The organism is Variovorax defluvii (assembly GCF_039541515.1).
Lineage (GTDB): Bacteria > Pseudomonadota > Gammaproteobacteria > Burkholderiales > Burkholderiaceae_C > Variovorax > Variovorax defluvii.
On the sequence record NZ_BAABGJ010000002.1, the window covers coordinates 83,754 to 108,617 of the forward strand.

A 24,864-nucleotide genomic window follows, 5' to 3' on the forward strand; every position below is an offset into this window, starting at 1 on the left:
CCCTGCTGCCGTCAGAGCAATTCCGGGATGGCGCCGGCTTTTCTAAAGTCGCGTCCATCCATCCGAACAGAGAAAGAGACAAGCAAGCCATGAACGCACTCGAAGGGCTCAAGGTCCTGGAACTCGGGCAGCTCATCGCGGGCCCCTTTGCCGGCAAGACCCTGGCGGAGTTCGGCGCCGACGTGATCAAGGTCGAACCCGCCGAGGTCGGCGACCCGTTGCGCAAGTGGCGCATGCTGCAGGGCGGGACCTCGGTGTGGTGGGAGGTGCAGTCGCGCAACAAGCGTTCGGTCTGCCTGGACCTGCGCAGCACCGAAGGCCAGGCGGCGGTGCGCGCGCTGGCGCTGGAGGCGGACGTGCTGATCGAGAACTTCAAGCCCGGCACGCTGGAAGGCTGGGGCCTGGGCTGGGAGCAACTGCATGCGTTGAACCCGAAGCTGATCATGCTGCGCATCTCCGGCTACGGCCAGACCGGGCCTTACCGCGACAAGCCCGGCTTCGGCGTGCTGGGCGAATCCATGGGCGGGCTGCGCTACCTCAGCGGCGAGCCCGGCCGCGTGCCGGTGCGCGTGGGCGTGTCGCTGGGGGACTCGCTGGCGGCCCTGCACGGCGTGATCGGCGTGATGATGGCGCTCTACCACCGTGCCGCGCACGGCGGCGAGGGGCAGTTCATCGACGTGGCGCTGTACGAATCGGTCTTCAACGTGATGGAGAGCCTGCTGCCCGAATATGACGCCTTCGGTGCCGTGCGCGAGCGCGCCGGCAGCGCGCTGCCGGGCATCGCGCCCACCAACGCCTACCGCTGCAACGACGGCCACTACGTGCTGGTGGCCGGCAACGGCGACAGCATCTTCCGCCGCCTGATGCGCGCCATCGGCCGGCCGGACCTGGAGGAGGAGCCGGCGCTGCGCCACAACGACGGACGCGTGGCCAACGTGGAGCGGCTCGACGCGGCGATCGAAGCGTGGACCTCGCAGCGTGGCCGAGACGAGGTGCTGGCCGCGCTCGACCAGGCCGGCGTGCCGGTCGGGCGCATCTACACCGTGGAGGACATCGCCAGCGATCCGCAGTATCTGGCGCGCGACATGATCGTCGAGGCACGCACGCGCGACGGCCGCACGCTCAGGGTGCCCGGCATCGTGCCCAAGCTCAGCGCCACGCCGGGCCGCATCGCGCATCCCGCGCCGCGGCTGGGCGAGCACACCGCGGCGCTGGATGGCGGCGGCTGGCCGGTGCGGGCCGAGACCGAAGGCGGGGCGCGATGAACGGCGGCCGAGGCACGCGCCTTTTCATCAACGAGGTGGCGACCCGCGACGGCTTCCAGATGGAGAGCCGCTTCGTCCCCACCGAGGACAAGATCGCGCTGGTCGACAAGCTCGGCGGCCTGGGCTACGCGAAGATCGAGGTGACATCGTTCACGTCGCCCAAGGCCATCCCGGCGCTGCGCGACGGCGAGGAAGTGATGCACCGCATCGCGCGCCGACCGGGGGTGGTCTACACCGCGCTGGTGCCCAACCTGCGCGGGGGCGAGCGCGCGCTGGAAAGCCGCACCGACGAGTTCAACATCGTGATGTCGGCCAGCGAGACGCACAACCTCTCCAACCTGCGCATGACGCGCGAGCAATCCTTCGCGCAGCTGGCCGAGGTGATCGCGCTGGCGAAGCAGGCGAAGGTGCCTGTCAATGTTTCCTTGTCCTGCGTGTTCGGTTGCCCGATGGAGGGCGAGGTCGCGCCGGACGCGGTGCTCGGCTGGGTGGAGCGCTTCGCGGCGCTGGGCGTGGCCGGCATCACGCTGTGCGACACCACCGGCATGGCCTATCCCACGCAGGTGCAGACCTTGTGCGCGGCCGCGATGGCGCGCTTCCCGGGGCTGGAATTGACCGCGCATTTCCACAACACACGTGCGATGGGCCTGGTCAACACGGTGGCCGCGATCGAGGCCGGCATCCGGCGTTTCGACATGTCGCTGGGCGGCATCGGCGGCTGCCCCTATGCGCCCGGCGCCTCGGGAAACGTCGCGACCGAGGACGTGATCCACATGCTCCAGTGCATGGGCTACGAGACCGGCATGGACCTCCCGGGCCTGCTCGATGCGGCCGGCGTGCTGGAACGACTCGTCGAGCACCCGCTGCCGAGCCAGGTCTCGCGTGCCGGTCCCCGGCTGCGGCGGCATGCGCCGCCGGCCGATTTCGAGCAGATCGTGGCGCGCGCGAACGCTCGCCGTCCCGATACGAAGGAGCTGCGCGCATGATCGACCACCTGGACCACCTGGTACTGACCACCGCGAACGAGGACGCCTGCGTGCGCTTCTACGTCGATGTGATGGGCATGACGCTGGAGACCTTCGGCGAGGGCCGCAGGGCTTTCCGCTTCGGCCAGCAGAAGATCAACCTGCACGTGCAGGGACGCGAGTTCGAGCCCAAGGCCCAGGTGCCGATGCCAGGCGCACTGGACCTGTGCTTCATCGCCAGCGTGCCGCTGGAGGCCGTGATCGCGCGGCTCGTCGAGAAGCGGGTGCCGATCGTCGAAGGTCCGGTGCTGCGCACCGGCGCCGTCGCGCGCATCCGCTCCGTGTATGTGCGCGACCCTGACCAGAACCTGGTCGAGATTTCCGAGACCGTGCCTTGAAGGCGCGGCCCGCGACAGAAAGAGCAAGACCATCCATCCCTAGGAGACAAGCCATGACCCGTTCCATCCGCTTCCTGGCGGTCGGCGCAGCGCTCGCCTGCGCCGCCGCCCACGCCGACACCTGGCCTTCCAAGCCCATCACCTTCGTCGTGCCGACCGCACCGGCCGGCTCCACCGACATCATGGCGCGCCTGGTGGCCGACCCGCTGGCGCGGGCGCTGGGCCAGCCGGTGGTGGTCGACAACAAGCCCGGCGCCAGCGGCAACATCGGCACCGAGGCCGTGGCGCGCGCCGCGCCCGATGGCTACACGCTGCTGATGCAGTACTCGGGCTACCACGTCGGCAATCCGGCGATGTTCCAGCAGATCAAGTGGCACCCCACCAAGGACTTCGTGCCGGTCGCGATGGTGATGCGCGCGCCGCACGTGGTCGCGGTGAGTGCCAAGCTGCCGGTGAATTCGATGAAGGAATTGATCGAGTACGGCAAGAAGAAGGGCGACGGCGGGCTCAACTACGCCTCCTCCGGCAATGGCTCGATGCAGCACATCGCGGGCGAGCTGCTGTCGCGCCAGGCGAAGCAGCCGATGACGCACGTGCCCTACAAGGGCTCGGGGCCGGCCATCAACGACCTGATCGCGGGCAATGTCGACATGTTCATCACCACGCCGCCCTCGGTGATCGGCCATGTCGCAGGCGGCAAGCTGAAGGCGCTGGCGTACACCGGCACCCAGCGCCATCCTTCGATGCCCAACGTGCCGACATCGGCCGAGGCAGGACTGCCCGGCTACGAGGTGGATTCGTGGTTCGCCGTGTTCGCGCCGGCGAAGACGCCGCCCGAGGTGGTGGCGCGCCTGGGCAGGGAGATCAGCAAGATCGTCGAGAGCGAGGCCTTCCGCAGGAAGGTGGACGACCAAGGGGCCTTCGCGGTGTCGATGGACCCGGCCACGATGGGCAAGTTCGTGGACCAGGAACTGGCCAAGTGGGCGAAGGTGATCAAGGCGGCCGACATCAAGGCGGACTGAGCACGCCCTGCCCGGCGGCCAGGGGACTCAGCCGGCTTCGGCGATGAAGTGGGCCAGTTCGTGGAAGCCGGGGCCGAATTCCTGCGTGTCGACGCCGGCCAGCAACTGCAGGTGCTTCACGCGTGCGCTGCGGTTCACGCCATGCATGGTGCGCACCGGCAGTTCCGGCCCGGCATCACGCTCGGACATGCAGACCAGCACCACCGAACCCTCGTGCAGCGCGAGGTCGCCGCGATGGAAGGGGCGACGCTCGTCGGCGGCGCGGAACACCAGCCTGGCGCGCTTGCGCGTGGTGGTGTCGGCGGGGCGGGCGGCGGTGATCTTGTGCATGTCGGTGTGTGGGCGGCGTGGTGTGGCGCAATCGTCGCGCAATTCGTGCCGATGAATGGGGATTGTCCGCGCCGGAAGTCAGTGAAACTGTGGCATTAGTCGCCGCGTGGCGCAACAAATCGTCCGGCATAGGCTGAATGCGCGACCCTGCTCCGCCCAGGTTCGTTGCAGGCGTGTGCGCGAACCCTTGCCGACATGCCAGCGGCCGCGTGCAGTAGTTCACGCACGCCGTGGCGGCAGGACGAGGGCCACGCGGCTACGGATGCCATGCCGACACCACCTTCGGCGTCTGTGGCGTCGAACTGCCGGCGAGGGCGTAGGACAGTTGATTGGCCGCCTTGATGATCGTCCTGGCATGCCGCAGCAGCTTGTTCTTCGGCAGGCGATCGGCCGGCCCGGAGATGCAGACCGAGCCGAGCAGCCGCCAGTTCAGGCCGAACACGGGCGCAGACACCGTCGCGACGCCCTTTTCCCGTTCCCCGATGGAGAAGTGATAGCCGCGTTGGCGGATCTCTTCGTACAAGGCACCGGGCTCGCCCGAGAACGCGAGGATCACCCGTCCCGGCGAGCCCTTGTCCAGCGGCAGGGCCGAGCCCATCCGCGCGTGGTGCCGGATCGGTTGCGGCCCTTCGACGCGCATGAGGCAGGTGCGGATGCTTCCTTCGCGCACGTAGAAGGCCGCGCTCTCGCCGGTCGCCTGCGTGAGCTCGCGCAGCATCGGCTCGACCACGTTGTTCACGTCGAAGGCCGCCTGGTAGCGCGCGCCCAGCCAGCCCGCCGCCGGGCCCAGGCGCCACTCGCCGTCGTCCCGCTGCACCACGTAGCCGCTGTGGGCGAGGGTGCGCAGCAGGCGCAGCGCGGTCGTCTTGTGCATGCCGCTGCGGCGCGTGAGCTCCGCGAGCGACAGGCGCTGGTCGTGCATGCCGAAGGCTTCGAGCAATTGAAGGGCGCGCGTGACGGCGGTGACGCCGCCGGCGGGTTCGTCGTGGTCGGGCAGTGCGCCCGGCGTCGGGGTGGCAGCCCTGTTCATTGAGGTTCGTGCCATGGTTCGTGGTTCACGGAGTGGAACAGCATTGTATGGAATGGAACACGCCTCCAGAATCCGGCCAAGCCTGCAGCAGTCGATTCCTCGAACCATCCCACGGAGACAAACGTGCCCCATTCGCACACCGCCCATTCCCGCTCCTCGCGCTGCTTCCGCCGCGTCGCCCTTGCCGCGCTCTCGCTCGCGTCCTGCGCCGCCTTCGCGCAGGCCTACCCTTCGCGGCCCATCAAGCTCATCGTTCCTTTCCCTGCCGGCGGCGGCACGGACATCATTGCCCGGGAAGTGGCGAACAAGGTCGCCACGCAGCAAGGCTGGACCCTGGTGGTGGACAACAAGCCCGGTTCCGGCGGCAACCTCGGCGTCGATGCCGCCGCCAAAGCCGCGCCGGACGGCTACACCATCGTCCTCGGCCAGACCAGCAACCTGGCGATCAACCCGACGCTCTACGCAAAGCTGCCCTACAACCCGCAGAAGGACCTGGCCCCGGTCGGCCTGCTCGCGAGTTCGCCCCTGGTGCTCGTCGCCGCCGCCGATTCACCTTACAAGACGCTGGCCGACGTGATCGCGGCCGGCAAGGCCAGGCCGGAGGCCATCAACTATGCGAGCTCCGGCAGCGGCACGGTGGCCCACTTGGCCGTCGAGCAGTTGCAGAAGGTCGCCGGCGTCAAGTTCACGCACGTGCCCTACAAAGGCGCGGCGCAGGGCGTGACCGACCTGATCGGCGGGCAGATCCAGCTGTACATGTCGTCCGTTCCGACCCTCATCGGGCACATCCGCAACGGCAAGATGAGGGCGCTCGCCGTTACCTCGGACAAGCGCGTCAACGACCTGCCGAACGTCCCGACGATCGCCGAGTCCGGCTACAAGGGCTTCGAGGCGGTGACGTGGTTCGGCATCGCCGGCCCGGCCGCGATGCCCAAGGACGCGGTCGCCAAGCTCAACGGCGCCTTCAACAAGGCCCTGCAGGATGCCGAGGTCAAGAAGAAGCTCGAAGGCCAGGGCGCCGACGTGCTCGGCGGCACGCCCGAGCAGTTCGGCAAGCTGATCCAGGACGACATCGTGCGCTGGGGCAAGGTCGTCAAGGACTCCGGCGCCAGGGTCGACTGACCGCCACCTGCGCGATATCGCCGGCCCCGTCGCCAACGCCTGTCGTCAGCCCACGCGCGACAGGGCGGGGCGAAGCCGTGCCCCGCCCCCCACCTCCTTCATTGAAAGACACACCATGAGCGATCAACTTCCCGAGATCATTCGCGACTTCGAGCGCGTTCCCGCCGACATCGTGAAGCAGGCCTGCGAATTCCAGCCCGCCATCCTGGCCGACGTGGCAGGGCGCCGCGGCGCATTGCACGGCCGCATCAGGCCGCTGCGTTCCCGCATGAAGCTCGCCGGCCCGGCGCTGACCGTCGAAGTGCGGCCGGGCGACAACCTCATGATCCACGCGGCGATCGCGCTGGCCCAGCCCGGTGACGTGCTCGTCATCGACGGCAAGGCGGACCAGACTTCGGCACTCATGGGCACCATCATGATGACGGCGTGCCGCCAGCGTGGCATCGCGGGTGTCGTGGTCGATGGCGCGGTACGCGACAGCCTCGAGATCGACGAGATGGACTATCCCGTCTTCTCCGTCGGCACCAACCCCAACGGACCGACCAAGAACATCGGCGGCCGCATCGGCCATCCGGTGACGGTGGGCGGCGTGACGGTGCGGGCCGGCGACTTCGTCATCGGCGACGGCGATGGCGTCATGGTCGTCGAGCGCGAGAAGATCGAATCGCTCATCGGCCCGGCGCGCAAGAAGGTCCAGGACGAGGCCAGGCGCATCGCGGCGATCAAGGAAGGCGACACGGCCGCTTCCTGGCTCGACGGCGCGCTGCGCACCGCGGGCGTGCTCAAGGAAGGGGAGAAGCTGTGAGCGTCATCCTCGTCACGGGCGCCGACCTGGCGCCGCAGGCGCTCGAACTCCTGCACGACCACGACGTGGTCTTCGCGGGGAAGACTCCGACGGAAGACGAGATCGTCGCACTCTGCGCCCGGCACAACCCTGTCGCGATCATCGTCCGCTACAGCAAGGTCGGCGCCGCGGCGATGGACGCGGCACCGGCCCTGCGCGTCATCTCCAAGCACGGCAGCGGCACGGACACCATCGACAGGCGGGCCGCGCAGGAGCGCGGCATCGAAGTCGTTGCCGCAGCGGGCGCCAACGCAGCCGCCGTGGCGGAGCAGGCACTGGCGCTGATGCTGGCCTGCGCGAAGTCGGTCGTGTCCCTCGACGCGCGCATGCACGCCGGGCACTGGGACAAGGCGACGCACAAGAGCCTGGAACTGGGCGGCCGTACTCTCGGACTGGTGGGACTCGGCGCCATCGGACTGCGCTTCGCCAGGATGGCGGATGCGCTCGGCATGCGCGTGATCGGTTTCGATCCCTTCGCCAAGGGTTTGCCGGACTACGTGATGCGGGTGGAGATGCCTGACATCTGGCGCGAGTCCGACGTGATCTCCCTGCATTGCCCGTTGAGCGATGGCAACCGCAAGATGGTGAACGCGCAGACGCTGGCCCAGACCCAGCGCGGCGTGATCCTGGTCAACACCGCGCGCGGCGGACTGATCGACGAGGATGCGCTGCTCGCCGCCGTGAAATCGGGCCAGGTGATGGCCGCCGGGCTGGACAGTTTCGCCGTCGAGCCGATGGTGGCGGGACACCCATTTCAGGGCCAGAAAGGATTCGTGCTGAGCCCGCACATCGGCGGCGTGACCGGCGACGCCTACGTCAACATGGGCGTCGCCGCGGCGAGAAACGCACTCGCGGTGCTGGCGACGCAGCGGACACCCGCCTGACCCTCCAAGAGCATCCCCGGAGACATTCAATGACCCTTTCGAAAAGAGCCGTCATCGTCCTCGCGACAGCGGCGATCTGCGCCGGCGCCGCCGGCGGTGCGTTCGCACAAGCTGCCTATCCATCCAAGCCCGTCCGCATCGTCGTGCCGTATCCGCCGGGCGGTGCGGTCGACCAGGTGACGCGGCGCGTCGCCCAGAAGCTCACGGAGCAGACGGGCCAGAGCTTCTTCGTGGAGAACAAGGCCGGTGCGACAGGCACCATCGGTGCGCAGCAGGTGGCCAAGGCCGCGCCGGACGGCTACACGCTGATGGCGAACGACACGACCTATTCGATCCTGCCGCACGTCTTCAACAAGCTGCCCTTCGACCACGAGCACGACCTGGTTCCGGTTTGCGCCTTCAACTTCGCACCGATGGCGCTCGTGGTCGGCGCCGACTCCAGATTCAAGACGCTCTCGGACCTCGTCGGCTACGCCAGGTCGAACCCCGGCAAGCTCAACTACGGCACGGGTGGTGCCGGCACCACGCCGCACTTCGCGACCGAGGCGCTCGCGAGCGCAGCGCGCATCGACGTCACGCACGTCCCGTTCAAGGGCGCCGGCGAAGCGACGATGGCCCTGCTGTCCGGCACCATCGACTTCCAGATCGCGTCGACGCCCGGCGTCATGGGCCAGGTGAAGGGCGGCAAGGTGCATTTGCTGGGCATCAGCGGCGACAAGCGCCTGGCCGCGTTGCCGGGCGTGCCCACTTTCGCCGAGGCCGGTGTCAAGGACTATGGCGTCATCAATTTCACCGGCCTCTGGGCACCGAAGGGAACGCCGTCGCCGGTCATGCAGCGGCTGCAGAAAGAGATCGCGGCAGCCATGGCCAGTCCGGACGTGCAGAAGTTTTCTGCCGACCTGGGCGCGGTGCCCTCGGTCGTCTCGGGCGATGCCTTTGCGAAGATGCTGCGCGACAACACGCAGCTGTGGAGCCGGGTGGCCTCGGCCGCGAAGGTCGAGAAGCAGTAGGCGAGCGAGGCAACGGCACTGCCGGCGCAAGCCCCCTCACGAACGAAGGAGCGACCCATGTGGCTTCCGCAAGCGCCTGAAGTGCGCGATCTCGAAGTCTTCACGCGCATGCCCGAGCGCTTTCGACGCACCGGTCGGCGCAGCGCCTGGGCCGATGCCAACCGGGGCGGCGCGCCCGTGGACTCCTTCCTCGAAGGCCCGGTCTTCGACCAGGCCGGGCATCTCTACGTGACGGACATCCCGTGGGGCAGGATCTTCCGCATCGATCCGGCCGGCCAGTGGGACCTGGTGGCCGAGTTCGACGGCGAGCCCAACGGCATGAAGTTCGCCGATGAACACACGCTCGTCATCTCCGACTACAAGAACGGCCTGGTGGCGCTCGATGTGCGCAGCGGCGAGATCAGGCCCTGGCTGGAACGGCGCAACAGCGAGCGTTTCCGGGGCGTGAACGACCTGATCTTCGATTCGCGCGGCAACCTCTACTTCACGGACCAGGGCCAGAGCGGCATGCACGAGCCCACGGGCCGCGTCTACCGCCTGGCGTCGGACGGGCGCCTGGACCTTCTCATGAGCAATGTGCCGAGCCCGAACGGGATCGTGCTGTCGCCGGACGAGCGCGTGCTCTTCGTCGCCGCCACGCGAGGCAACTGCGTCTGGCGCGCGCCGCTGATGGCGGACGGCAGCGTGGCCAAGGTCGGCCAGTTCTTCACCTCCTACGGGCCGAGCGGACCCGACGGCCTCGCAATGGACGAGGGTGGCCGGCTGCTCGTCGCCAACCCCGGGCTCGGCTACGTGTGGGTGTTGAACCACCGGGCGGAGCCGGTGCTGGTGCTTCGAAGCGTCGAAGGCATGTCGCTGACCAACCTGGCTTTCGGCGGCGAGGCGCGCCGGGTTCTCTGCTGCACGGAATCGACGTCCGGCTCGATCCTGCGGACGGAACTGGATGTGCCGGGCCTCAAACTGACCACCCGCGCGCAGGCGTAGCCCGGCCTCGCCCCGGCATGCGGCGGGCCGCCCGTCACTTGCCGTTCGACGGCCTGAGGCCCAGCCGCTCGTAGCCGCTCAATTCCAGGAAGCCCTGGCCCTCCTGGCTGCCGCTCACCTTCACCGGCCCTTCCCAGTACACGTTCGCCGTCGTTCCGGTCGAATCGAACTCGCTGTCGGGCACGAAAGGCGTGACGTTGAGGATGCCCGAGGGCAGCTTGATGCTCCACTCGACGACATAGGTGATGTTCGTCTTCGGGCTGGTCCACCGCTTGCCGGGCATCAGCTCGGCCTCGCCGCGCTTCAGCGGCACGGCGCCCTTCGCGTCGGAGAAGGTGCCTGCGGTGACGACGCTGCGCCCCTCCTTGTCGAAGAGCTGGTACAGCATCAGGTCGGAGCCGTCCTTCAGGTGCAGGGAGAACCAGTTCCACCCCAGCGACAAGACGTCGAACTCGCCCCATTGCTGGTCGAACCACACTTCGCCGCGTACCGGCTGCGCCTTGCCGTCGATGACGATGTCGCCGCGTGCCGGCAGGCGGGGGCGCGAGTAGTAGTAGCTGATGCCGCTGCTGCCGAAGTCGAGCAGGCCCGGCGTTTCCGAGCCCGGCGCGCGGTGGGCGACGACGGGGCCGCTGTTGTCCAGCGTCAGCGTGATCGCGGCGTCGGCAAAGTCGGCGCGCAGCGCATGGCCCGATTCGGTCGCACTGGCCTGCCATCCTTCCTGCCGGAAGTCGAAGCCGTTGGGGATGGCCGCCGCGGGGCTGCCGCCGGTGCGGGTCTGGCTGACGTAGCGCTTGCCGGTCTGCAGATCGGTCAGTGCCGCATGCATGACGGTGTGCTTGATCAGCCCGTTGGCGACGAACACGACCATGTGGAAGGCATAGTGCCGGTCCGCCGCCGCATCGAGGATGCCGCTGTAGTACCACCACTCCATCCCCGAGCCATGGGGCGCCTGGTCGGCCGGCAGCCGGAGGGGCGGCAGCGCGGCCGTGCGCTCCACGGGCCTGGGGCTTGCCGCGGCCGGCGTGGTGGCGGCTGCGACGGCGACCGGTGGCTCCTCCACGGAGACCAGGAAATAGAACAGCCCACCGCACACGACGATCAGGATGGCGAGGAAGACCGCGAGGTTCTTCCAGCGCGCTCGCGCGCGGGCCTGGGGGGAGCGGTAGGTCCTCGAGGAGGAACGCCTGCGGCGGCGGCGCCTTCGAGGCCGGTCGTCGACATTCATGGAGCACTGTCCTTTCCGGGGCCGGCGGCATCGCGTCCGGCGATTTCCGATCCGCGGCCGCGGCGGCGGCCTTGTCTCGTTCGACCGGGATGGTAACCAGGGCCGCGGGCCCGCCGTCAGTGCGCGTGGGCGTGCTGCTCGGCCGGCCCGTTCGCCGAGGATGCCTTGCGCTCCGGGATGGTCACGTCGACGATCTGGCTGCCGAGGATCATGTGCGTGGGATCGGCGAGTTCGACCTGCAGCTTGTGCGGCCCCGGCTTCAGTCCGACCACGATGATGGGGTCGCCGCTGGTGTGGGCCCAGGTGGCGGGGCCGTCGTCGACCGTGACGTGAAGGTGGCCGACACGGGGCGATACCTCCGCCGCCTCCTTGCCGAAGATCGGGATGATTCGGAAGTTCTCGGTCCGGTGATGCAGGATGATCACGCCGCGGGCCAGCGGCTCGGGCAACGCCGGGTACACCACGAGGCGGGCCGGTGCCTCCGACTCGACCGGCAGGATGGCCGGCGGGCGGCCGGCCTCCGTCGGCGCCTGGGCCCAGGCGGCGATGGAGAAGAGGGCGCCCGCGGCGGCGAGGGTGAGCTGTCTGCGCAAGGTGTGTCTCCGGTGGGTGGCGGTGCCTGCATTGGACGCGCCGCTTGTATCGCCGCTGTGTCGAGCGCAGGCCGATTTGCATGCCCGTGTGTGGGCGGGCATGCCGGACACACTGGGATACAGCCAACCGGCAGGCTGGCAGGTGCGCGGCATGCGCGCCGCCCTCGATGCGGCGGACTGGGTGGGCGGCCGGGAAACGGTGGGCCCCCAGGGCGCGCAGGTCAAGCAGAATTGGGACGACCATCGCGGCGGGGCCGCGTGGCTCATTCGTTTCTGTCCAGCTCCGGTTCGTGCGTGCGCACGCAGCGGAAGGCGTCGTTGCGGGCGCTGAAGTCCCATTGCTCGACCACGCAGCGGCGCGGGCTGCCCGGATCGGCCACGCCGCCGAAGCGGATGAGGTTCACCGAATTGGGCGCATCGGCGCGCAGCCGGGTCGAGAGCGCCGTGCCCGCCTGCACGCACCACATGCGCCGATCCAGCGCATCGAACACTTCGTGCAGCGGCAGCACGAAGGGCAGGTGGATGTGCCCGCCGAGCACCAGGTCGGCACCGGCACGGGCCCACGCGCGCACCGCCTGCTCGCGCCCGATCAGGAGGTTCTTCCGGTCCTCCTGGCGCGTGACGGCGACCGGCTGGTGCACCACCACGATCTTGAGCTGCCCGGGCCGGCCGCCGGCCAGGCGCTGCGCCACGCGTGCCGCCTGCGCCTCCGAGACGGCGCCGTTCACATGGCGCCACCGCCGCGTCGTGTTGACGCCGACCAGCAGGACATCGGGTGCGTCCACCACCGGCTGTAGCTCCTTGCCGAAGGCGCGCCGGTAGCGCGCATAGGGTGCGAGGGCCCGGGTGGCCAGGGCGATCAGCGGGATGTCGTGGTTGCCCGGCACCACGAGCAGTTGCGGCAGCGCCAGCCTGTCGATGAAGGCGCGCGCCAGCGCGAATTGCCCGCGGGTCGCGCGCTGCGTGATGTCGCCCGACAGCACCGCGGCCAGCGGACGTTCGGCCTCGACCAGCGCAGCCAGCGCGCGGGCGACCGTCGGCTGCTCCGTCCCGAAGTGCGGGTCGGACAGGTGCAGCAGGCAGTTCACCGGCGCGCGTCCTCGCTGCCGTCCTCGCCGGGCGCCGGCTTGATCAGCCACAGCGGCTCCGGCGCCACCCGGAAGTGCAGCGGCATCGCCATTGGCTGGACTTCGCCGTCGGTCGCGACCTTGGCCCGGCGCCGGCCCGGTCGCGCCGCGCTGACCGTCATCGCGCGGAAGGAGGCGTGCATCACCTCGTCGGCCTCGCCCAGCCGCGACAGCGCGCCGTGCACCATGAGCCTGAACATCGCGAGTCGGCCCACGGGCTTGAGCGCGATGGCGGTGAGTTCCCCCTGCTCGACCGCCTCGGGGCGCGGCATGCCCACCTGTTCCAGTTGCAGTGCGTTGTTGCCGACGAAGAGCGTCGTGGTGCGCACGATGCGTTCCTCGCCGCGCCATTCGATCCGCAGGTCCCAGCCCGGGTGGCGGCGCATCGCCGTGACCAGTGCCGCCCACAGCGCCACCCAGCGGCTGCGGCCGTAGCGCGACTTGTAGACCTCCCGCTCTTCCAGCACGCGGGCATACAGGCCGAGGCTGGCGTTGACCAGAAACACGCGCTCGTTCACGAGCCCGGCCTGCACCGGCACCGGCCGGGCGCGCAGGAGCAGCGACAGGGCCTCTTCCGTGTCTGTGGGAATGGCATGCGTGCGGCTGAAGTAGTTGAAGGTGCCCTGCGGCAGCAGGCCCATCGCGCAGCCGCTGCCCATCACCGCCTGGGCCACTGCGTTGATGGTGCCGTCACCGCCGGCGGCAACCACGATGCCCGAGGCGGCGCGCGCGGCGTCGACGGCCTCCCGGATCTGTGCGGCAAGGCGCCCGGCGCGGCCGATCTCGAACAACTGGTAGTCCCGGCCGTTCTCGGCGCAGACCCGTGCGATCGTGGCGCGCACGGCCTGCGCCCGGCCACGGCCGGAGCGGACGTTGAAGACGATGAAGAGTTTCGAGTGTTGGTGCGAAAGGCAGGGCGGCATCAGGCGGGCTTTGTCTGGGGTTGCAGCCATGCTGCCATGCCGTCCAGCAATTGCTGCAGGACGTCTTCGTCAGTGCGTCCCGAGCGTCGCAGCACGTGGAAGGCATGGTCCGCCTCGGCGATCTCCAGCAGCGTGGCCAGGCGCCCCAGCGTCGAGACCACCGATCGGATGTGGCCGATTTCCGCCAGTTCGTCGCGCGTGCCCTGGACGAAGAGCATCGGCACGCGCACGTCGGTCAGGTGGGTGGCTCGACCGGTCGAGGGCGTTCCCGCCGGATGGAGCGGAAACCCGACGAACACCAGGCCGGCCACGCCCGGTAGCGGCTGCAGCGCCTGGGCCTGCGAAGTCATCCGCCCGCCGAAGGACTTTCCGCCGGCATACAGCGGCAGCGCGCCGAAGCGCCGTGCCGCCTGGTCCACGGCCGCGCGCACGGTGGCATGGGCCACCGCCGGCGGGTCGGGCCGCTTCCTGCCGGCCTCCATGGACGGGAACTGGTAGCGCAGGGTGGCGATGCCGCGTTCGGCCAGCCCCTGCGCCACCGCGGCCATGAAGGCATGCCGCATGCCGGCACCCGCGCCATGGGCGAAAACGTAGCAGGCGAGGGGATCGGCCGGCGCCTGCACCAGGCCCGACACGGCGCCGTGCTCGCCGGCCTGGAAGCGGATATCTTGCGCGCTCGAACTCATGCCAACTCCAATGAGGCGCAGAAGCGCGCCGAACCAAGGGTAAACCCGGGCGTTATATAGAACCTCCACATAGGCCGTATGGGCACCCTCGTATGCATCCGGCCCGGTAAAGGAATAACTTCGCAGGCACGATTTTTGATCGCCACGAAAACCGCCCCACCCGCCATGAGCATGACACCGAGCACCCAACCCATCCGCTTCTTCCACCGCGGCCGGATCGTCGACGTCAGCGGCGTGCATCCGACGCGCTCGGTGCTCGACTGGCTGCGCGAGGATGCCCGCTGCACCGGCACCAAGGAGGGCTGCAACGAAGGCGACTGCGGCGCCTGCACGGTGGTGATCGGCGAGCTGGCCGAGGCGGGCGAGAAGGGCGCGGTGAGCGGCCTGCGGCTGTCCACGGTCAACGCCTGCATCCAGTTCCTGCCCACGCTGCACGGCAAGGCGCTGTTCACCGTCGAGGACCTGAAGGCGCAATGCACCCGCCAGCGCGAGAAGGCGCCGCGCGAGAAGCAGACGGCGATCCAGCTGCACCCGGTGCAGCAGGCGCTGGTCGACTGCCACGGCTCGCAGTGCGGCTTCTGCACGCCGGGCTTCGTGATGTCGCTCTGGTCCACCTACGAGCACCACCAGAACGCCGGCACCCAGCCCAGCCGCCAGCAGCTGGCCGACGACCTGTCGGGCAACCTGTGCCGCTGCACCGGCTACCGGCCCATCCTGGATGCCGGCCAGCGCATGTTCGACCTGCCTGCAGTGCGGCTGGATACCGAGCCGGTGGTGGCGGCGCTCGCCAGCCTGAAGCACGAGGGCGCCTTCGAGTACGCCGCGCCGCTGGGCCAGCGCGTCGACCATTTCCATGCCCCCACCACCCTGGCCCAGCTGGCCGCGCTGCGCGAGGCCAAGCCCTCGGCCCAGCTGCTGTCCGGCTCGACCGACGTGGGCCTGTGGGTCAACAAGCAGTTCCGCGACCTCGGCGACATCATCTACGTGGGCGACGTGGCGGAGATGAAGGTGGTGGAGGAGCGCGGCGACGAGCTCTACATCGGTGCCGGCGCCTCGCTGGAGAACGCTTTCAGTGCCCTGGCCCGGCGCGTGCCCAGCCTCACCGATCTGTGGCTGCGCTTCGCCTCGCCGCCGATCCGCAACGCCGGCACCATGGGCGGCAACGTCGCCAACGGTTCGCCCATCGGCGACTCGCCGCCGGTGCTGATGTCGCTCGACGCGCAGATCGAGCTTCGCCGGGGCGAGCGCGTGCGCCGCATGCCGCTGGCCGACTTCTACGTCGACTACATGAAGAACGAGTTGGAGCCGGGCGAGTTCGTGCAGGGGCTGGCGGTGCCGCTGGCCGCGATGCGGCGCCAGGTGCGCGCCTACAAGATCAGCAAGCGCTTCGATTGCGACATCTCGGCCCTGTGCGCCGGCTTCTCGATCGAGCTCGACGGCGACACGGTCAGGGAGGTGCGCCTGGCCTACGGCGGCATGGCCGCCACCGTCAAGCGCGCCGCCCGCGCCGAGGCCGCGCTGGCCGGCAAGCCCTGGACGCAGGCCAGCGTCAACGCCGCCAAGCTCGCGCTGGCGCAGGACTTCAAACCGCTGACCGACATGCGCGCCAGCGCCGATTACCGCCTGCTGGTGGCGCAGAACCTGCTGCAGCGCCTGTGGCTGGAAACACGCGCCCAGGACCCGCTGCCGGTCGAAGCCGTCAGCGTGTTCAGCGTGATGCCGCATGCCGCCGTGGGCGTTGCCGCCGCCGAAGGAGTCTGACATGAACAAGCCCATCGATCCCGCACTGCTCCAGCCGGCCGAAGCCTTCGCCGACTACCTGAAGAACACGGCGGCCCGCATCGACGCGGATGCCGAGGCCAAGGCGCTCGGCGACGGCGCGCGCGTGGGCATCAGCCGCCCGCACGAATCGGCGCACCTGCACGTGGCCGGCGAGGCCACCTACATCGACGACATCCCCGAACTGGCCGGCACGCTGCATTGCGCGCTGGGCCTGTCGCCCGTGGCCAACGGCCGGCTCAAGGACATGAAGCTGCAGGCCATCAGCGCCATGCCCGGCGTGGTGGCGGTGCTCACCGCGGCCGACATCCCCGGCACCAACGACTGCGGCTCGATCGTCCACGACGACCCCATCCTGTGCAGCGGCGACATCCGCTACCTGGGCCAGCCGGTGTTCGCGGTGATCGCCGAGACGCGGGACGCCGCGCGCCGCGCCGCCGCCCGCGCGAAGGACGCGCTGGACATCGAGGCCGAGCCCCCGGTGATCACCCCCGAGCAGGCACACGCCAAGGGCCAGTACGTGCTGCCGCCCATGCACCTGGTGCGCAGCACGAACGAGGGCGGCGCCCAGGCCGCGATCGCGAAGGCACCGCGCCGCCTCAAGGCCACGCTGAACGTCGGCGGGCAGGAGCAGTTCTACCTGGAAGGGCAGATCAGCTACGCCATCCCGAAGGAGGGCGGGGCCATGCACGTGCACTGCTCCACCCAGCACCCCAGCGAGATGCAGCACCTGGTCGCGCATGCGCTGCATCTGCACGCCAACCAGGTGCAGGTCGAATGCCGGCGCATGGGCGGCGGCTTCGGCGGCAAGGAATCGCAGTCGGGCCTGTTCGCCTGCGTGGCGGCGGTGGCGGCCCACAAGCTGCAGCGCCCGGTCAAGCTGCGGCTGGACCGCGACGACGACTTCATGATCACCGGCCGGCGCCACTGCTTCTGGTACGAGTACGAGGTCGGCTTCGACGACGAGGGCCGCATCCTCGGCGCCGAGATCACCATGGTCTCGCGTGCCGGCCATTCGGCCGACCTGTCGGGCCCGGTGATGACGCGCGCCCTGTGCCACTTCGACAACGCCTACTGGCTGCCGGACGTGGCCATGCACGGCTACTCGGGCCGCACCAACACGCAGAGCAACACCGCCTTCCGCGGCTTCGGCGGGCCGCAGGGCGCCATCGCGATCGAGAACATCATGGACTCGGTGGCGCGCGAGCTGGGACGCGATCCGCTGGACGTGCGGCGCATCAATTTCTACGGCAAGACGGAGAACAACGTCACGCCCTATTGCCAGACGGTCACCGACAACGTCATCCACGAGTTGGTCGGCGAGCTCGAAGGCAGCAGCGACTACCGCGCTCGGCGCGAGGCGATCGCGGCCTTCAACAGGACCAGCCCGGTGCTCAAGCGCGGCATCGCGCTGGCGCCGCTGAAGTTCGGCATCTCCTTCAACGTCAAGCACTTCAACCAGGCCGGTGCGCTGGTGCACGTCTACACCGACGGCTCGATCCTGGTGAACCACGGCGGCACGGAGATGGGGCAGGGTCTCAACACCAAGGTGGCGCAGGTGGTGGCGCACGAGCTGGGCGTGAGCTTCGAGTGCGTGCGCGTCACCGCGACCGACACGCAGAAGGTGGCCAACACCTCGGCCACCGCCGCCTCCACCGGCGCCGACCTCAACGGCAAGGCCGCGCAGGACGCGGCGCGCCAGATTCGCGAGCGCCTGGCGGCCTGCGCCGCCGCGCGCCACGGCGGCACGGCGGAGGAGGTGCGCTTCGCCAACGACAAGGTCACGGTCAACGGCCGCACCTTCCCCTTCAGCACCCTGGTGGGCGAGGCCTACCTCGACCGGGTGCAGCTCTGGTCCGACGGCTTCTATGCCACGCCGGGCCTGAGCTGGGACAAGGACAAAATGCAGGGCCGCCCCTTCTACTATTACGCCTACGGCGCCGCCGTGAGCGAAGTCATCGTCGACACGCTGACCGGCGAATGGAAGCTGCTGCGTGCCGACATCCTGCACGACGCCGGCAAGTCGCTGAACCCCGCCGTGGACATCGGCCAGGTCGAGGGCGCCTTCATCCAGGGCATGGGCTGGCTGACCACCGAAGAGCTGGTCTGGCACCCGAAGACCGGGCTGCTGACCACCCACGCGCCCAGCACCTACAAGATCCCCACGGCCAACGACTGCCCGCCGGTTTTCAACGTGCGCCTGTTCGAGGGGCAGAACTTCGAGGACTCCATCCACCGCAGCAAGGCGGTGGGCGAGCCGCCGCTGCTGCTGCCCTTCTCGGTCTTCTTCGCGATCCGCGATGCGGTGTCGGCGGTGGGGGACCACCAGGTCGATCCGCCCCTGCAGGCGCCGGCCACCAGCGAGTCGATCCTGCGCGCCGTGACGGCGGTGCAGAGCGCCGCCGGCTGAAAGCCTTGTATGTGAGCAGCGCCGTATCTGTATAACTGCCCGCACATTTCGCAACCAGCGGGCAGCTCATGAGAGACCAAGCGCTTCTTGACAAGATCGACCTTCACCTCATCCGGATCCTGCACACCGTGTTGACCGACCGCAGCGTCTCGCGTGCCGCCATTCGCCTGGGCATGTACCAGCCGGCCGTCTCGGCCGCGCTGAAGCGCCTGCGCGAGCTGTCGGGCGACCCCCTGCTGGTGCGCTCGGGCTCGGGCATGGTGCCCACCGACGCCGGGCTGCGCATGATCGATCCGGCCGCCAGCATCCTTCGGGCGGCGGAGATGCTGTTCTCGGACGCACGCGGCTTCGATCCGCAGACCGCGCAGACCACCTTCCGCATCGCCGCCTCGGACTACCTGGACCCGCTGTTCCTGCCCATGCTGGTGGCGCAGGTCAAGGCGCAGGCGCCGCTGTGCGGCATCGAGATCCATGCGCTCACGTCCGACTCCGACTACCACGCGCACCTGTCGCTGGGCCAGGTCGACCTGGTGATCGGCAACTGGCTCAAGCCGCCGGAAGACCTGCACATGGCGCGCCTCTTCGGCGACGAGATCGTCTGCCTGGTGAGCAAAGACCATCCGGCGGTGCGCCGGGGCTGGGACCTGGAGAGCTGGCTGGCGGCCGAGCACGTGGCGCCCACGCCGCTGCACCCGGGCGCGCGCGGCATCATCGACCAGATGCTCGACGAGATGGGGCGGCAGCGCCACATCACCGCGCGCTGCGCGCACTTCGGCCTGATCCCGGACATGGTGGCCTCCAGCCTGCTGGTGCTCACCACCGGCCGACAGTACTGCGAGCGCTTCCTCGAGCGGCTGCCGGTGGCCATCCTGCCGTGCCCGGTGGCGCTGCCCCGCCTCATGTACTACCAGCTGTGGCATGAGCGCACCCATTCCTCCAGCGCCGCGCGCTGGCTGCGCGAGCGGACCAAGTCGGTGGCGGCCTCGCTGAGGCCTTCCAGCGCCGCTTCCGGTTCCGATTCCCCTTCCGCCGCCGGCTCCGGATAGCCGGTCCTGCCAACCCGCGCCCGGCGTCGCGGACTTTCCGAAAACGCCAAGCAGAGAATCACTCGGAGACAACGCGATGAACCCCACAGAGCAGATGCTCGGCATGCCCGAGCAGGAATCACAGCAACGGCCCGCGACCGGCTGGACAGAACGCCTGTTCAAGCTCAGGGAGCACAACACCACCGTGCGCACCGAAATCGTGGCGGGGCTGACCACCTTCCTCACGATGGCCTACATCATCTTCGTCAACCCGTCGATCCTGGGCGACGCGGGCATGCCGAAGGACGCCGTCTTCGTCGCGACCTGCCTGATCGCGGCGCTGGGCACGGGCATCATGGCCTTCTATGCCAATTACCCGATCGCGCTGGCGCCGGGCATGGGGCTCAACGCCTATTTCGCCTACGTGGTGGTGCTGCAGATGGGATTCACCTGGCAGGCCGCGCTGGGCGCGGTTTTCGTCTCGGGCTGCCTGTTCCTGCTGGTCACCGTGTTCCGGCTGCGCGAGCTGATCATCAAGGGCATCCCGCAGTCCATACGCCTGGCGATCACGGTGGGCATCGGCCTGTTCCTGGCGATCATCGCGCTCAAGAGCGCGGGCATCGTCGCGCCGTCGAAGGCCACCTACGTCACGCTGGGCGACCTGCACACCCCGCAGGCGGTGCTGGCGGTGATCGGCTTCTTCCTGATCGTGGTACTCGACCGGCTGAAGGTGCCGGGCGCCATCCTGATCGGCATCGTGGCAGTGACGGTGCTGTCCTTCTTCTTCGCGGGCAACACCTTCCACGGCATCTTCGCGCCGCCGCCCTCGATCGCGCCCACCTTCCTGCAGCTGGACATCAAGTCGGCGCTGTCGGGCGGCATCCTGAACGTGATCCTGGTGTTCTTCCTGGTCGAGCTCTTCGATGCCACCGGCACGCTGATGGGCGTGGCGCGCCGCGCCGGGCTGCTGGTGCCGGGCAAGATGGACCGGCTGAACAAGTCTCTGCTGGCCGACAGCGGCGCGATCTTCGCCGGCTCGCTGCTGGGCACCTCCAGCACCACTGCCTACGTGGAGAGCGCGGCCGGCGTGCAGGCGGGCGGCCGCACGGGCCTCACGGCGCTGACGGTGGCGGTGCTCTTCCTCGCCGCGCTGGCGATCTCGCCGCTGGCCGGCGCGGTGCCGGCCTACGCCACCGCCCCCGCGCTCTTCTTCGTGGCATGCCTCATGCTCAGGGACATCACCGAGCTCGAATGGGACGACACGACGGAAGTGATTCCCGCCGCGGTCACCGCGCTGGCCATGCCCTTCACCTATTCGATCGCCAACGGCCTGGCCTTCGGCTTCATCACCTATGCGGTGCTCAAGCTGTTCACCGGGCGCGCCAGGCAGGTGCACTGGATGGTCTGGCTGATCGGCGGCGTGTTCCTTTTCAAGTTCATCTATATCGGTGGGCATTGACCCCACCCCCAGGCTGCGCGCACTTCGTGTCGCTCCGCCAACCCCCTCACCGGGGGCAGCACCAGCGGCCCGGCAGAGCCGGTTCCGCGGTGCTCCCGAATGGGCTGGTTGATGTTTCCGAGTTGTAATACGCAGGACTTTGAGGCACGGCATGACCATTCCAAGACTCCAGCTTTCCAACATCACCAAGCGCTACCCCTCGGTCGTCGCCAACAGCGACGTGTCGCTGGTGGTGGCCCCGGGCGAGACCCACGCCGTGCTCGGCGAAAACGGCGCGGGCAAGTCCACGCTGATGAAGATCATCTACGGCTCGGTCAAGCCGGACGAGGGCAGCGTGATGTTCGACGGCCAGCCCGTCGCCGTGCGCAACCCGCAGGAGGCGCGGGCGCTGGGCATCAGCATGGTGTTCCAGCACTTCAGCCTGTTCGACACCCTCACGGTGGCCGAGAACGTCTGGCTGGGGCTGGACAAGAGCCTGTCGCTGGCCGAGGTCACACGCCGCATCGCGGCCAAGGCCGGCGAATACGGTCTGGACATCGACCCCTCCCGCCCGGTCCACACCCTCTCGGTGGGCGAGATGCAGCGGGTCGAGATCATCCGTGCCCTGCTGACCGACCCCAAGCTCCTGATCCTGGACGAGCCCACCTCGGTGCTCACGCCGCAGGCGGTCACCAAGCTGTTCGTGGTGCTCAAGAAGCTGGCGGCCGAGGGCTGCAGCATCCTCTACATCAGCCACAAGCTGCACGAGATCCGCGAGCTGTGCAGCGCCTGCACCGTGCTGCGCGGCGGCAAGGTGACGGGGGTGTGCAACCCGCGCCAGGAAAGCAACGAGTCGCTCTCGCGCCTGATGATCGGCGCGGAGCCGCCGCCCCTGCAGCACCGGCCGGTGCATGCGGGCGCCGTGGCGCTGCGGGTCGAGGGCCTGAGCCTGCCGCGCGAGGACCAGTTCGGGGTGGACCTGGACGGCGTCTCGCTCGACGTGCGCGCGGGCGAGGTGGTGGGCATCGCCGGCGTGTCGGGCAATGGGCAGAAGGAGCTCCTGTACGCGCTCTCCGGCGAGGACACGCGCGCCGAGGCCGGCATGATCGAGATCTTCGGCCAGGCGGCCGCGCAGTTCCGGCCGCGCCGGCGGCGCGCGCTGGGCCTGCACTTCGTGCCGGAGGAGCGGCTGGGCCGCGGCGCGGTGCCGACCCTGAGCCTGGCGCACAACATGCTGCTCACGCGCAGCGACGCGGTGGGCCAGGGCGGTTGGATCCGCACCGGCGCGCTGCAGCAGCACGCGGGACGGATCATCGAGCGCTTCAAGGTCAAGGCCGGCGGGCCGGGTGCGGCGGCGCGCTCGCTCTCGGGCGGCAACCTGCAGAAATTCATCGTCGGGCGCGAGATCGACGCCAACCCCAAGGTCTTCATCGTCTCGCAGCCGACCTGGGGCGTGGACGTCGGCGCCGCCGCGCTGATCCGCGGCGAGATCCTGGCGCTGCGCGATGCCGGCTGCGCAGTGCTGGTGGTCAGCGAGGAACTGGACGAACTCTTCGAGATCAGCGACCGGCTGTACGTGATCGCCAAGGGTCGGCTGTCGCCCTCGATCGACCGTGCCGCCGCCACGGTGCCGCAGATCGGCGAGTGGATGAGCGGGCTGTGGGGTCCGCAGGCGCAAGTCAGGAAGACCGAGGAGGTGGCCCATGCTTAAGCTCGAACCCCGCCCGCAGCTCTCGCGCTTCTGGAGCTACGGCTCGCCGATCCTGGCGCTGCTGATCACCGTGGTGATCGGCATGGCCCTGTTCTCGGCGCTGGGCAAGGACCCGGTGCGCGGCCTGCAAGTCTTCTTCTGGGAGCCGATCAAGAACGGCTACGCGCTGGGCGAGCTGATGGTCAAGGCCACGCCGCTGCTGATCATCGCGCTGGGGCTGGCCGTGTGCTTCCGCTCCAACGTGTGGAACATCGGTGCCGAGGGGCAGTTCGTGTTCGGCGCCATCGCCGCGGGCGGCGTGGCGTTGATGGCGGACAAGACCACCGGCCAGTGGATCGTGGCCGCCATCCTGCTCGCGGGCATCCTGGGCGGCATGGTGTGGGCCGGCATCGTGGCCCTGCTGCGGGACAAGTTCAACGCCAGCGAGATCCTGGTGAGCCTGATGCTGGTGTACGTGGCGACGCTGCTGCTGGGCTACATGGTCTACGGGCCCTGGAAGGACCCGTTGGGCTACAACTTCCCGCAGACCAAGACCTTCGAGGCGGTGACGCAGATTCCGCGCCTCATGAAGGGCTCGCGCGTGAGCATCGGCTTGGTGATCGCGCTGCTGGGCGCGGCGGCGCTGTGGGTCTTCCTGTTCCGCACGCGTGCGGGCTTCGCGCAGCAGGTGGGCGGCCTGGCGCCGGCGGCGGCGCGCTACGCGGGCTTCTCGGCCCGGCGGGCGATCTGGATCGCGCTGCTGACCTCGGGCGGCGCGGCCGGCCTGGCCGGCGCGCTGGAGGTGGCCGGCCCGATCGGCCAGCTCACGCCCTATGTGCCGGCCGGCTACGGTTTCGCGGCCATCATCGTGGCCTTCGTCGGGCGGCTGCACCCGGTGGGCATGATCTTCTCGGCCGTCCTGATGAGCATGTTCTACATCGGCGGCGAGCTGGCGCAGTCGCGGCTGGGGCTGCCCAAGTCGCTGACCGGCGTGTTCCAGGGGCTGCTGCTGTTCACGCTCCTGGCCTGCGACACGCTGATCGCCTACGGCATCCGGCGCAAGGCGGCGCCCAAACCTGTCGCAGCGCCGGCGGGCACCTCCTCGCTGCAGGCCAGCACGCCGCTGACCGCGCCCGTCACCGCCCGCGCCACCGAGGGAGCACTCTGATGGAAAGCTACGCACTCCTTTTAGGGTCGACCCTCAGCGCCGGCACGGTGCTGGCGATCGCCGCGCTGGGCCTGCTGATCAACGAGAAGGCCGGCATCGTCAACCTCGGCGCCGAGGGCATGATGCTGTGCGCCGCCATCGCCGGCTTCGCGACGGTGGTGAACACGCACAACACCTGGCTCGGCTTCGCGGCCGGCATGGCGGCGGGGGCGCTGCTGGCCGCTTTCTTCGGCGTGCTGGTGATCTGGCTCAACACCAACCAGTACGCAACCGGCCTGGCGCTGAGCCTCTTCGGCGTCGGCTTCTCGGCCTTCGCCGGCATCCGCTTCGTGCAGGCCAAGCTGCCGGAAAGCACCAGCTACGCGCTGCCGGTGCTCGGCGACATTCCGCTGGCCGGCCCGGCGCTGTTCCGGCATCACCCGATGGTGTACTTCGCGGTGCTGCTGACCATCGGCCTGATCTGGTTCCTCTACAAGACGCGCGCCGGGCTGGTGCTGCGCTCCGTCGGCGAATCGCCCGAGTCCTCGCATGCGCTGGGCTTCCCGGTGCGGCGCATCCGCTTCATGGCGGTGATCGCGGGCGGCGCCCTGTGCGGGCTGGCGGGGGCGTACCTGTCGACCGTCTACACGCCGCTGTGGGTCGAGGGCATGGTGGCCGGCCGGGGCTGGATCGCCCTGGCGCTCACCACCTTCGCCACTTGGCGGCCGGTGCGGGTGCTGCTGGGCGCCTACCTGTTCGGCGGGGTGTCGATGCTGGGCTTCCACCTGCAGAGCACGGGCGTGAACGTGCCCAGCCAGTTCCTGAGCATGCTGCAGTACATCGCGCCGATCGTGGTGCTGGCGCTGATCTCGCGCAACCCGGCTTTCATCCGCGTGAACATGCCGGCTTCGATCGGGAAACCGTTCTACCCCGGCTCATAATCGACGCTGCGTTCCATTTCCAT

At 69.2% G+C, this 24,864-nt stretch carries 23 protein-coding genes; 16 read left to right on the top strand and 7 right to left on the bottom strand.

Features of this window, described 5'->3' with window-relative positions; translation table 11 throughout:
* Positions 1-89 precede the first annotated feature (89 nt).
* Genes ABEA07_RS01785 through ABEA07_RS01800 form a run of 4 tightly spaced genes read left to right on the top strand, consistent with a single transcriptional unit; the run spans position 90 to position 3,650 of the window.
* The gene (locus ABEA07_RS01785) at positions 90-1,265 is read left to right on the top strand and encodes a CaiB/BaiF CoA transferase family protein (RefSeq protein ID WP_345535487.1); all 1,176 of its coding nucleotides are present in this window, start codon (positions 90-92) and stop codon (positions 1,263-1,265) included.
* The gene (locus tag ABEA07_RS01790; RefSeq protein ID WP_345535489.1) at positions 1,262-2,251 is read left to right on the top strand and encodes a hydroxymethylglutaryl-CoA lyase; all 990 of its coding nucleotides are present in this window, start codon (positions 1,262-1,264) and stop codon (positions 2,249-2,251) included. The genes ABEA07_RS01785 and ABEA07_RS01790 overlap by 4 nt, the downstream gene beginning before the upstream one ends.
* Positions 2,248-2,628 carry a VOC family protein gene (locus ABEA07_RS01795; RefSeq protein WP_345535490.1) on the top strand — a complete coding sequence of 127 codons (381 nt, stop codon included), beginning with the start codon at positions 2,248-2,250 and terminating at the stop codon, positions 2,626-2,628. Before ABEA07_RS01790 ends, ABEA07_RS01795 begins: the two co-directional genes overlap by 4 nt.
* Before the next feature lie 53 nt (positions 2,629-2,681).
* Positions 2,682-3,650 (top strand): Bug family tripartite tricarboxylate transporter substrate binding protein, encoded by a 969-nt coding sequence (locus tag ABEA07_RS01800; protein WP_345535491.1) that lies wholly within the window; start codon positions 2,682-2,684, stop codon positions 3,648-3,650.
* A 27-nt stretch (positions 3,651-3,677) separates the two neighbouring features.
* On the opposite strand, the gene ABEA07_RS01805 is transcribed toward ABEA07_RS01800, so the two are convergent.
* Together ABEA07_RS01805 and ABEA07_RS01810 are read right to left on the bottom strand one after the other, a co-directional pair.
* On the bottom strand, positions 3,678-3,980 hold the full coding sequence (locus ABEA07_RS01805; RefSeq protein ID WP_345535493.1) for a hypothetical protein: 303 nt from the start codon (positions 3,978-3,980) through the stop codon (positions 3,678-3,680).
* A gap of 256 nt (positions 3,981-4,236) precedes the next feature.
* Positions 4,237-5,010 (bottom strand): IclR family transcriptional regulator, encoded by a 774-nt coding sequence (locus ABEA07_RS01810; protein ID WP_345535494.1) that lies wholly within the window; start codon positions 5,008-5,010, stop codon positions 4,237-4,239.
* 123 nt (positions 5,011-5,133) lie between these two features.
* Between ABEA07_RS01810 and ABEA07_RS01815 the strand changes: the two genes are divergently transcribed.
* From ABEA07_RS01815 to ABEA07_RS01835, 5 genes are all read left to right on the top strand, one after another.
* Positions 5,134-6,132, top strand: coding sequence for a Bug family tripartite tricarboxylate transporter substrate binding protein (locus ABEA07_RS01815; RefSeq protein WP_345535496.1), 999 nt, complete (start codon positions 5,134-5,136; stop codon positions 6,130-6,132).
* 115 nt (positions 6,133-6,247) lie between these two features.
* Complete coding sequence (locus tag ABEA07_RS01820) at positions 6,248-6,937, top strand: RraA family protein (protein ID WP_345535497.1); 690 nt, start codon at positions 6,248-6,250, stop codon at positions 6,935-6,937.
* Positions 6,934-7,860, top strand: a complete 927-nt coding sequence (locus ABEA07_RS01825) for an NAD(P)-dependent oxidoreductase (RefSeq protein WP_345535499.1) — start codon at positions 6,934-6,936, stop codon at positions 7,858-7,860. The genes ABEA07_RS01820 and ABEA07_RS01825 overlap by 4 nt, the downstream gene beginning before the upstream one ends.
* Before the next feature lie 29 nt (positions 7,861-7,889).
* Positions 7,890-8,870 carry a Bug family tripartite tricarboxylate transporter substrate binding protein gene (locus ABEA07_RS01830; protein ID WP_345535501.1) on the top strand — a complete coding sequence of 327 codons (981 nt, stop codon included), beginning with the start codon at positions 7,890-7,892 and terminating at the stop codon, positions 8,868-8,870.
* 57 nt (positions 8,871-8,927) lie between these two features.
* Positions 8,928-9,854 (top strand): SMP-30/gluconolactonase/LRE family protein, encoded by a 927-nt coding sequence (locus ABEA07_RS01835; RefSeq protein ID WP_345535502.1) that lies wholly within the window; start codon positions 8,928-8,930, stop codon positions 9,852-9,854.
* Positions 9,855-9,888: 34 nt separating this feature from the next.
* Here ABEA07_RS01835 and ABEA07_RS01840 read toward each other — a convergent pair whose 3' ends face one another.
* The 5 genes from ABEA07_RS01840 to ABEA07_RS01860 form a co-directional block, all read right to left on the bottom strand.
* Positions 9,889-11,082, bottom strand: a complete 1,194-nt coding sequence (locus tag ABEA07_RS01840; RefSeq protein ID WP_345535503.1) for a lipocalin family protein — start codon at positions 11,080-11,082, stop codon at positions 9,889-9,891.
* Positions 11,083-11,198: 116 nt separating this feature from the next.
* Positions 11,199-11,675, bottom strand: a complete 477-nt coding sequence (locus tag ABEA07_RS01845) for a DUF6130 family protein (RefSeq protein WP_345535504.1) — start codon at positions 11,673-11,675, stop codon at positions 11,199-11,201.
* A 263-nt stretch (positions 11,676-11,938) separates the two neighbouring features.
* Positions 11,939-12,763, bottom strand: a complete 825-nt coding sequence (locus tag ABEA07_RS01850) for a metallophosphoesterase family protein (protein WP_345535506.1) — start codon at positions 12,761-12,763, stop codon at positions 11,939-11,941.
* Entirely contained in the window at positions 12,760-13,725 is a 966-nt protein-coding gene (locus ABEA07_RS01855) for a diacylglycerol/lipid kinase family protein (protein ID WP_345535698.1), read from the bottom strand. The genes ABEA07_RS01850 and ABEA07_RS01855 overlap by 4 nt, the downstream gene beginning before the upstream one ends.
* The gene (locus ABEA07_RS01860; protein WP_345535507.1) at positions 13,725-14,411 is read right to left on the bottom strand and encodes an alpha/beta hydrolase family protein; all 687 of its coding nucleotides are present in this window, start codon (positions 14,409-14,411) and stop codon (positions 13,725-13,727) included. The genes ABEA07_RS01855 and ABEA07_RS01860 overlap by 1 nt, the downstream gene beginning before the upstream one ends.
* Before the next feature lie 165 nt (positions 14,412-14,576).
* Between ABEA07_RS01860 and xdhA the strand changes: the two genes are divergently transcribed.
* The 7 genes from xdhA to ABEA07_RS01895 all read left to right on the top strand — a co-directional run bounded on the left by xdhA (position 14,577) and on the right by ABEA07_RS01895 (position 24,841).
* A complete protein-coding gene (gene xdhA, locus ABEA07_RS01865) occupies positions 14,577-16,172 on the top strand; it encodes a xanthine dehydrogenase small subunit (RefSeq protein WP_345535508.1) in 1,596 nt (531 codons plus the stop codon).
* A gap of 1 nt (position 16,173) precedes the next feature.
* A complete protein-coding gene (gene xdhB, locus ABEA07_RS01870; RefSeq protein WP_345535510.1) occupies positions 16,174-18,600 on the top strand; it encodes a xanthine dehydrogenase molybdopterin binding subunit in 2,427 nt (808 codons plus the stop codon).
* Between the two features lie 68 nt (positions 18,601-18,668).
* The gene (locus ABEA07_RS01875) at positions 18,669-19,646 is read left to right on the top strand and encodes a LysR family transcriptional regulator (protein ID WP_345535511.1); all 978 of its coding nucleotides are present in this window, start codon (positions 18,669-18,671) and stop codon (positions 19,644-19,646) included.
* Positions 19,647-19,740: 94 nt separating this feature from the next.
* Positions 19,741-21,084 (top strand): NCS2 family permease, encoded by a 1,344-nt coding sequence (locus ABEA07_RS01880; RefSeq protein ID WP_345535700.1) that lies wholly within the window; start codon positions 19,741-19,743, stop codon positions 21,082-21,084.
* Positions 21,085-21,235: 151 nt separating this feature from the next.
* A complete protein-coding gene (locus ABEA07_RS01885; RefSeq protein WP_345535512.1) occupies positions 21,236-22,774 on the top strand; it encodes an ABC transporter ATP-binding protein in 1,539 nt (512 codons plus the stop codon).
* Positions 22,767-23,921 (top strand): ABC transporter permease, encoded by a 1,155-nt coding sequence (locus ABEA07_RS01890; protein ID WP_345535514.1) that lies wholly within the window; start codon positions 22,767-22,769, stop codon positions 23,919-23,921. Before ABEA07_RS01885 ends, ABEA07_RS01890 begins: the two co-directional genes overlap by 8 nt.
* A complete protein-coding gene (locus ABEA07_RS01895) occupies positions 23,921-24,841 on the top strand; it encodes an ABC transporter permease (RefSeq protein ID WP_345535515.1) in 921 nt (306 codons plus the stop codon). Before ABEA07_RS01890 ends, ABEA07_RS01895 begins: the two co-directional genes overlap by 1 nt.
* The last annotated feature ends 23 nt before the right edge of the window (positions 24,842-24,864 follow it).

Excerpts from the sequence above, each read along its gene's own strand:
- ABEA07_RS01800 (WP_345535491.1), top strand. The coding sequence starts at position 2,682 with ATGACCCGTTCCATCCGCTTCCTGGCGGTCGGCGCAGCGCTCGCCTGC.
- xdhA (WP_345535508.1), top strand. The coding sequence starts at position 14,577 with ATGAGCATGACACCGAGCACCCAACCCATCCGCTTCTTCCACCGCGGC.
- ABEA07_RS01875 (WP_345535511.1), top strand. The coding sequence starts at position 18,669 with ATGAGAGACCAAGCGCTTCTTGACAAGATCGACCTTCACCTCATCCGG.
- ABEA07_RS01810 (WP_345535494.1), bottom strand. The coding sequence starts at position 5,010 with ATGAACAGGGCTGCCACCCCGACGCCGGGCGCACTGCCCGACCACGAC.
- xdhB (WP_345535510.1), top strand. The coding sequence starts at position 16,174 with ATGAACAAGCCCATCGATCCCGCACTGCTCCAGCCGGCCGAAGCCTTC.
- ABEA07_RS01790 (WP_345535489.1), top strand. The coding sequence starts at position 1,262 with ATGAACGGCGGCCGAGGCACGCGCCTTTTCATCAACGAGGTGGCGACC.
- ABEA07_RS01795 (WP_345535490.1), top strand. The coding sequence starts at position 2,248 with ATGATCGACCACCTGGACCACCTGGTACTGACCACCGCGAACGAGGAC.
- ABEA07_RS01860 (WP_345535507.1), bottom strand. The coding sequence starts at position 14,411 with ATGAGTTCGAGCGCGCAAGATATCCGCTTCCAGGCCGGCGAGCACGGC.
- ABEA07_RS01895 (WP_345535515.1), top strand. The coding sequence starts at position 23,921 with ATGGAAAGCTACGCACTCCTTTTAGGGTCGACCCTCAGCGCCGGCACG.
- ABEA07_RS01785 (WP_345535487.1), top strand. The coding sequence starts at position 90 with ATGAACGCACTCGAAGGGCTCAAGGTCCTGGAACTCGGGCAGCTCATC.
- ABEA07_RS01880 (WP_345535700.1), top strand. The coding sequence starts at position 19,741 with ATGCTCGGCATGCCCGAGCAGGAATCACAGCAACGGCCCGCGACCGGC.
- ABEA07_RS01820 (WP_345535497.1), top strand. The coding sequence starts at position 6,248 with ATGAGCGATCAACTTCCCGAGATCATTCGCGACTTCGAGCGCGTTCCC.
- ABEA07_RS01835 (WP_345535502.1), top strand. The coding sequence starts at position 8,928 with ATGTGGCTTCCGCAAGCGCCTGAAGTGCGCGATCTCGAAGTCTTCACG.
- ABEA07_RS01830 (WP_345535501.1), top strand. The coding sequence starts at position 7,890 with ATGACCCTTTCGAAAAGAGCCGTCATCGTCCTCGCGACAGCGGCGATC.
- ABEA07_RS01890 (WP_345535514.1), top strand. The coding sequence starts at position 22,767 with ATGCTTAAGCTCGAACCCCGCCCGCAGCTCTCGCGCTTCTGGAGCTAC.
- ABEA07_RS01840 (WP_345535503.1), bottom strand. The coding sequence starts at position 11,082 with ATGAATGTCGACGACCGGCCTCGAAGGCGCCGCCGCCGCAGGCGTTCC.
- ABEA07_RS01885 (WP_345535512.1), top strand. The coding sequence starts at position 21,236 with ATGACCATTCCAAGACTCCAGCTTTCCAACATCACCAAGCGCTACCCC.
- ABEA07_RS01855 (WP_345535698.1), bottom strand. The coding sequence starts at position 13,725 with ATGCCGCCCTGCCTTTCGCACCAACACTCGAAACTCTTCATCGTCTTC.
- ABEA07_RS01805 (WP_345535493.1), bottom strand. The coding sequence starts at position 3,980 with ATGCACAAGATCACCGCCGCCCGCCCCGCCGACACCACCACGCGCAAG.